Annotated in this window: 7 protein-coding genes; 3 read left to right on the top strand and 4 right to left on the bottom strand. The window is 43.6% G+C overall.

The window, feature by feature from the left end:
• Positions 1 to 195: hypothetical protein (locus AABK37_RS39150; protein ID WP_432556791.1), on the top strand; the 195-nt coding region annotated here is incomplete at its 5' end.
• Positions 196 to 430: 235 nt separating this feature from the next.
• Here AABK37_RS39150 and AABK37_RS39145 read toward each other — a convergent pair.
• Positions 431 to 1,609: a sulfate ABC transporter substrate-binding protein gene (locus AABK37_RS39145; protein ID WP_432556790.1), complete on the bottom strand. Its 1,179-nt coding sequence runs from the start codon at positions 1,607 to 1,609 to the stop codon at positions 431 to 433.
• A 332-nt stretch (positions 1,610 to 1,941) separates the two neighbouring features.
• Here AABK37_RS39145 and AABK37_RS39140 point away from each other — a divergent pair, with 332 nt between their 5' ends.
• Complete coding sequence (locus AABK37_RS39140) at positions 1,942 to 2,472, top strand: hypothetical protein (protein ID WP_432556789.1); 531 nt, start codon at positions 1,942 to 1,944, stop codon at positions 2,470 to 2,472.
• A gap of 55 nt (positions 2,473 to 2,527) precedes the next feature.
• Here the strand turns inward: AABK37_RS39140 and AABK37_RS39135 are convergent, their stop codons facing one another.
• Positions 2,528 to 4,099 carry an NAD(P)H-hydrate dehydratase gene (locus tag AABK37_RS39135; protein WP_432556788.1) on the bottom strand — a complete coding sequence of 524 codons (1,572 nt, stop codon included), beginning with the start codon at positions 4,097 to 4,099 and terminating at the stop codon, positions 2,528 to 2,530.
• 131 nt (positions 4,100 to 4,230) lie between these two features.
• Positions 4,231 to 5,184 carry an SPOR domain-containing protein gene (locus tag AABK37_RS39130; RefSeq protein ID WP_432556787.1) on the bottom strand — a complete coding sequence of 318 codons (954 nt, stop codon included), beginning with the start codon at positions 5,182 to 5,184 and terminating at the stop codon, positions 4,231 to 4,233.
• A gap of 110 nt (positions 5,185 to 5,294) precedes the next feature.
• On the opposite strand from AABK37_RS39130, the gene mnmA reads away from it, so the two are divergent.
• Positions 5,295 to 6,350: a tRNA 2-thiouridine(34) synthase MnmA gene (gene mnmA / locus AABK37_RS39125; protein WP_432556786.1), complete on the top strand. Its 1,056-nt coding sequence runs from the start codon at positions 5,295 to 5,297 to the stop codon at positions 6,348 to 6,350.
• A 408-nt stretch (positions 6,351 to 6,758) separates the two neighbouring features.
• Here mnmA and AABK37_RS39120 read toward each other — a convergent pair.
• On the bottom strand, positions 6,759 to 7,273 hold a 515-nt coding region (locus AABK37_RS39120), incomplete at its 5' end, for a tetratricopeptide repeat protein (RefSeq protein WP_432556785.1).

Raw genomic sequence — 7,273 nt, 5'->3', positions numbered from 1 at the left:
CGCGTCTGGCTAAGGCGTGAATGCTTTCCGAGGGATAACCGCTTCCATGCTCCCTGTGAAGAAAGAAGTAAATGTCTAGACTTGTCTAGGTTTTATATAGCAGATAATGTTGCGTGTGAGTACCAAGTCTGTAGAGGAGTGCAAAGCGATCGCACTAATGCTTCGGTGTTTATTAAATATTTCGTATCAAGCTAGCCCTGAGCTAGCTTAATAAATAATTTTGAGAATTCAAAGCGCGTTTTAGTTGCTGAATTAAATAATTTAACAGCAATCTATGTTTTAAGTAGAAAGGCGCAAAAAAACTGAAGTATGTAACGAAAAGTAAAGTTGTTTAAAAACCTCTTCCCTTCTGCCTTCTGCCCTCTGCCCTCTGCCTTGTCATAACGACAATTTTTAACGCCGACCTACTTAAGGGTGTGCAACTGTACTTCTAAAACTTTTTAGCTTGAATTTTGTCAAAGATAGCACCTTCATCAAAGAATTTCTTCTGTATTTCATTCCATCCTCCTAAATCTTGAGCTTTGAAGAGAGTTTTAATTTGGGGAAAATTGCCTTCGACTTCTTTTGCAATCGTCAGGTCAACCGGACGAAATCCCAATTTGGCAAACTCTCGCTGCGAGTCTGGGGTGTAAAGAAATTTGATAAATGCTTCTGCAACCGAGCGAGTACCGTGTTTCTCCACATTTTTGTCTACAACAGCAACAGGATTATCGATGGAGATATTTACATCAGGTACAATGTATGGGACTTTTTCACCATCTTGTTGTGCCAATGAAATCATCTCGTTTTCATAGTTGAGCAGAACATCACCCTGACCTTCTTTAAAGAACAATTCGCTAGCATTGCGAGCAGTTTTGGGCAACAAAGGTACATTCTTATAAACTTTGGAGATAAAGTTTATTGCTTGATTCTCATTTCCGCCAGTTTTTGTCACAGAACCCCAGAGACTAAGGAAGTTCCAGCGAGCACCACCAGATGTTCTCGGATCAGCTGTCACCACCTTTACGCCATCTTGTGCCAAATCTGCCCAAGTTTTGATGTTTTTAGGATTACCCTTACGGATAGCGATCGCGTTTAGAGATTTGGTAACAATTGCATCATTAGGCGCTTCTTTTTCCCAACCTGGTTGAATAAAACCTGCCTCAACAATTTTATTAATATCAAGGGCAAGTGACAGGTGTACCACATCAGCTTCCTTACCGTCAATCACGGCAAGGGTCTGGGAACCAGAGCCATCATAGCTTTGATTGAAAGTGATGTTTTGATTATGTTCTTTCTTCCACTTCTCTATAAATTTGGGAATGATCTGCTGGTATGCTGCGTTAGTAACCGAGTAAGAAACAAACGTTAGGGTTACATCACTTTTGGAAGTTGCACCAGCATTACCCGCGTTATCTGCATTGCGTGAGGAGCAGGCTGTCATCATTACACTCAAGCTAACTCCGACTAAAAATAGGCAGATAAAGCCCCATGAAGAATGCCTGTGCGACCAACTTCGTATTGGTTGTATGCACCACTTTCTTAAAGGCTGCAAAGCTTTAAGAGTATAAGTTTGAACTAATTTGATTAAGTGTCTCCTTGATTTAGGAAGACTTTGCCACTGGTTCATCTATTTTTTCCTCTGAAACTGCGGTATCTTGGGCGGAAAACAGTAGTTCAGGAGAATTATAAAGCAGTAGCTAAAAACACATAACCTTTTGTTAACCTAATTTAAACAAATTCGGGACTTACGCAAGTGTAACTATTACTCAATTTCAGCCGTTATCCTTCTAACTGTGAGACACTATAATTAATTACTCACAATGCCCTTTCCGGCGGACACAGGCTTTGGATACTAGCCTGGGAACTTTGTGAGGTTCCACTCTCTTGTGGGACTTCGTGTCGCACCTATCCTTCCCCACCTTGCTTCGCCCGTGGGTGGGGTATCTTATAGAAAGAACGATGAACATATCTATTGATACCCGCATTCCTTTCCCACGTTCCTTAGTTTATGCCACTTACCGGGACAAGTTAATTGAGCTTGTTCCTTACATGCCAAACGTGCGCTACATCAAACTTGAGTCACGTCGTCAAGAGGCTGGACAAATTTACTGCGTCAACCAGTGGCGAGGTGGCGGTGATATTCCAGTGGCAGCAAGGGCTGTACTCAGCGAAAACATGCTGACGTGGAGAGAGTATACTACATGGAACGAGTCAGAGTTTACGGTCTCCTGGCGTATCGAAACCCAAGCTTTCACTGAAGCAGTTCACTGTGCTGGGAAGAATTGCTTTATTGAAGACGGCAATACTACTTTAATTGAGAACCGTGGCGAACTAACAATTGATCCCAAGCAAATCAAAGGAGTACCAGGGTTCCTGACAAATCAAGTTGCGCTTGTGGTCGAAGATTTCCTGGGCAAAAATATTCAACCCAACTTGTTGCAAATGAGTCAGGGAGTGCGTCAGTATTTAGAGCCACAAACTAAAGGCTGAAACGCCCAGACAAGATGACACAAAGATTTTTGCCTTCTTTGCGTCGCTGCGAGCATCATCTTGAGTGTGGAAATAGTTTTTCAACTGATGCCAAAACAGGTATAAAATAATTTGTCAGTGTAAAAGCATCAACGCCCAATTCTGTGCGCTCACCAGCCGCTAAAATACCCGCTTGCGAATGCCACCAAGCAGCAGTTGCGACAATCTCCTCTACAGAAATATGCTTAGATTTAGCTTGCGCTAACAGCCCACCGAGTAATCCCGTTAAGACATCACCGCTACCACCACGGGCTAAAGCTGGAGTGCTTTCAGGATTAATCCAGACTGAATTTTGGGAGTTGGCGATCGCTGTTCTCGCTCCTTTTAATAATACTATCGCCCCACTTTGCGCCGCAGCTTCGCGCACGGCACGCACTCTGTCTTTCATCGGATCGGGGAGATCGGGAAACAATCGCTTGAATTCACCAGCATGAGGGGTAAGAATTGTTACTGCTTGCCGTTTTTCTAAAGTGGGAATAGTTCCCATCTGTGCGAGGATATTTAAGCCATCAGCATCAAGAATTAGAGGGCGATCGCTTGACAAAACTTGTTGTACAATCGGTGTGGCATCTCGCGTTAAACCGGGACCGCAGGCGATCGCATTAAATGAACTCAAGTCGGTATTTTCGGGTAATTGCAAAGAAGCGATCGCACCAGTTTGAGTTTCCGGACAACCGATAATTAGTGCTTCTGGTAATTGTGCCACCAAAAGCGGTTTCAAAGATTCGGGTACAGCGATAGAAAGCATTCCCACACCACTTACCCTCGCACCCAAAGCGCTTAAAATTGCACCTCCAGAATAGCGACGCGAACCGCAAATCAGCAGTAAATGTCCTTCCTTATATTTGTGCGTGACGGCGGGACGCGGTAGCGGTAAAGTTGAAATTGCAGTGGTTTGAGTGATGCGGTGAATTTTGTTAGTTCCCACAACAGCTTGCACATCAGCCAAAGGGATATCAAAGTCGATTAATTCAGCTTTGCCAACATATTCTAAAGCATGGTCTTGCAATAAACCCAGCTTCCACAAACCCAAGCAAAACGTGTGTGTAGCGCGAATCGCAGTCCCCAAAACCTCACCTGTATCAGTGTGCAACCCCGAAGGCAAATCAATGCTGATAATGGGTTTATACCAAGAATTAATTTGATTTATAGTATTAGCGATCGCATCTTGTAACGTTCTTTCCAAACCAAATCCAAACAACCCATCAATCAACAGATCGCAATCTGACAGTTGCTCTATCGATTCATAATAGGGGATACCCAAACTCTCAGCATACTGCAAATGTTGCGAAGTTAATTCTTTCAGCTTAGAAAAAGAAGAATATATCTTGACATCATAGCCGCAAAAGTGCAACTCACGAGCGACAACCAAAGCATCCCCACCATTATGACCCGGACCTATGAGAATTCCTACACGCTGCGTCTGCGAACTAGGGTAAAGCGCTTGGACACGACGGAAAATTAATCCCGCGACTTTTTCCATTAAAGCAGCTACAGGCATTCCAGCCGCAAATATCCGCGCTTCAATATCGCGCATTTGCTGTGCCGTAACTATTATTTGGGAAATTTGTTCTTGCCGATCTACCATGAGTCACAAGTCACAAGTCACAAGTCAGGAGTTAAGAATTAGGAGTTGGGGATTTTAATTCCTCACTTCTGACTCTTAACTCTTAACTTTACTTTTACCTCAGCACTAAGCACTCAGTACTCAGCACTTTGTTACTTTCCGTAATAAACTCTGGCATTACCGAAGCCTAAATTTCGCAGATAACTGTTCCATTGTTCTGCTTGTGCGCGTTGAAAAAAAGGTCCTACAGCTATATGCGATCCTCGTGGTTGGTTTCTTTGCAATATTGCCGCGCTTTGTCCGATGTTGCGTCTGATTTTGTCTTCAATGGTTGGTAAGTCTTGCGATCGCGCCGGAATCGCTACATAGTAATAGTTACTTCTATTATTTGGATAATAGCCTCCTGAATAGCCTCCTGAATAGCCTCCTGAATAACCTCCAGAATAACCTCCAGAATAACCTCCTGAATAGCCTCCAGGTATTTCTTGTCCGTTAGATAAACTGACGACCCGTATTCCATTGATTCCGTTGTCTGCCAGTTCTCTGACGCGGCGTTGGGCGTTATCTGGTTTACTAAAGGTTCCAGCTTGGATTACAGAACGTCCTTGATATTGTCTTAATAAAGCTGTGGGTTCAACTCGGCGTACTTGTTGCAGTAGTCCATAATTATTATCGACAAAAACCACGTACCTAGAAAAGTTCTGATTGTCTTGATATTGGTATTGATTTTGATTTTGGTATTGATTGTCATACTCATATTGTAATGGTGGAGTTGTTTGGTTGATAATTTGAGAATTGTTGTCATATTGTTGCGCTGAATCGAGCTGCGGTAATGCTTGCTGATTAGAGGGAGTCTGTTGCAAGTTGGGCGGTAGTTGTGGTAAAGGTTGAGCAAGCAAAACGCCGCCGCTATTGATTTGCGCTTGTGCTGAGTTAGAGTAGAAGAGTACCGAAAGCAGGGGAAGTAGCGAAAGTAAAGAAACTAAGGAAGTAAATTCTTTCCTTTTGACTTCTGCCTTTTGTAGAGACGCGAAATTTCGCGTCTCTACAACTTCTACCTTTTGCCTTCTGCCCTTATATAATTGACTCGGTATTGCACTTAACATAAGTTCTGTCAATATTTCTAGATAATTTTTTACTGGAACTAATCAGTTAACCGTTGTAGTAAATACATAGTGTTAGCTTAGAATAAGTTGCCTAAGCTCGATTTACGGATATGAAAAAAGTCGTCGTTGGTCTTTCTGGTGGCGTTGACAGTTCCACTGCTGCTGCTATCCTGCACAATCAAGGCTATGAAGTTGTTGGTTTGACTCTTTGGCTGATGAAAGGCAAAGGTCAGTGCTGTTCTGAGGGTATGATCGACGCGGCTTATATCTGTGAACAATTGGGTATTCCCCATCAAGTTGTTGATATTCGCGAAGTCTTTCAAACCAACATTGTTGATTATCTCGTATCTGGTTACAGCGCCGGTATTACACCTTTGCCTTGTTCCCAGTGCAATAAAACTGTAAAGTTTGCTCCAATGGTACAATATGCCCGTGAACAATTGGGATGCGATCGCATCGCCACGGGTCATTATGCCAAAATTAGCTACAACGAAGCTAGCAAACGTTACGAGCTTTTACGCGCTGTAGACCGCAATAAAGACCAATCTTATTTTCTCTACGATTTGTCGCAAGATTTACTTGCGGCTACAGTGTTTCCACTTGGAGAATTAAATAAGACAGACACGCGGCGCATCGCCGCTGAATATAACTTGAAAACCGCTGACAAGCCAGAAAGCCAAGATTTGTGCTTGGTAGAAAGTAACGGCTCAATGCGGGCGTTTCTAGATAAGTATTTAGCACCGAAAAAAGGTGATATCGTCGATGGTGACGGCAAAGTGCTGGGACAACACGATGGTGTCCATCATTACACGATAGGACAGCGCAAAGGTTTAGGTATTGCCGCTGCCGAACCGTTGTATGTGATCGGGTTGGATGCGGTAAATAATAAAGTGATAGTAGGCGATCGCACTCTTGCCACCGAGCCAGAATGCACCGTCCAACGGGTAAACTGGGTTTCTATGGCTCAACCTTCAACCCCAATTCGCGCTGAAGTACAAATTCGCTATCGCTCAAACCCCGTACCCGCAACAATCATTCCCCTAGAAGACTCGCGAGTCCGCTTGGTGTTTGACGAACCCCAGTTCAGCATCACCCCCGGACAAGCTGCTGTTTGGTACGAAGGCGAAAAAGTCCTAGGTGGCGGGATTATCGAGCAGTTTAGTTGATTTGTCGTAGAAATGCTCGCTCGCCCGCACGCCCGCAGGCTAGAAGCCTGGGGCTATACGAACAAAGCCCACCTGCGTGGGCTGTAAGAATTTCAGGCTGCGGAGGCACACGAGTGTTTGTATAGCCGCACCCTTCTAGGGTGTGGGATTTTGGCGATCGCCTAGTGTCTCACAGGACAAAATGTTGTTAAAGAAACTCGGTTTTTCCTATTGACATCCAAAACTTGACAAGGTAATATCTGGATAATGGAAAAGGTGTGGACATATAGACCCTATCCGGAAGAATTCAACTTGCGAACTTTGCCCTTAACGACGCGACAAGAGAAAAGCAATTAATAGCACCAGAAAAGAAAACGCAAATTGCACCCAACGCTTCTGGGTAAAGTTGATAAATCTGTCTTTGATTCCTCATTTTGTTGGAGAGGGTGTATTAATTTGGGCGATGCGAGCTTGGGCGCGTTCTTGAATTGGTGTATAGTTAATTTTGGCAGCGAGTGTCGCAGCTTCATTTAAAGAATTAATTGCCGCGTTTGATTCTCCCATGTTTAACTGTGCATCGGCGAGAAACAGCAAATTGCGACTTTGACTATATATATCACCAATTTGCATGTAGAGATTTTCAGCTTGCTGGAGATATTCTAATGCTTGCTGGGGGTTTTCTTGCAACTTACCAAATTCTTGCAGGATATTTGCTTCACCTAAGCGTGCGCCAATATCGCGGTAAAATTGCAAAGCAGCTTCGTAGCGACTTAAAGCTTCATCACGACGGTCGAGAAATTGTAAAACATCACCAATCGCTTGTAATGTGTTTGCTTCACCTAAGCGATCGCCTATTTCGCGGTAGAATTGCAAAGCTGCTTCGTAGCGACTTAATGCTTCATCACTGCGTTTGAGAAATTGTAAAACATGACCAATCGCTATTA

It is taken from the genome of Tolypothrix sp. VBCCA 56010, from assembly GCF_050875635.1.
Taxonomy (GTDB): domain Bacteria; phylum Cyanobacteriota; class Cyanobacteriia; order Cyanobacteriales; family Nostocaceae; genus Hassallia.
The sequence above is the reverse complement of the archived record's forward strand: the minus strand, read 5'-3'. Positions and strand labels throughout refer to the sequence as shown.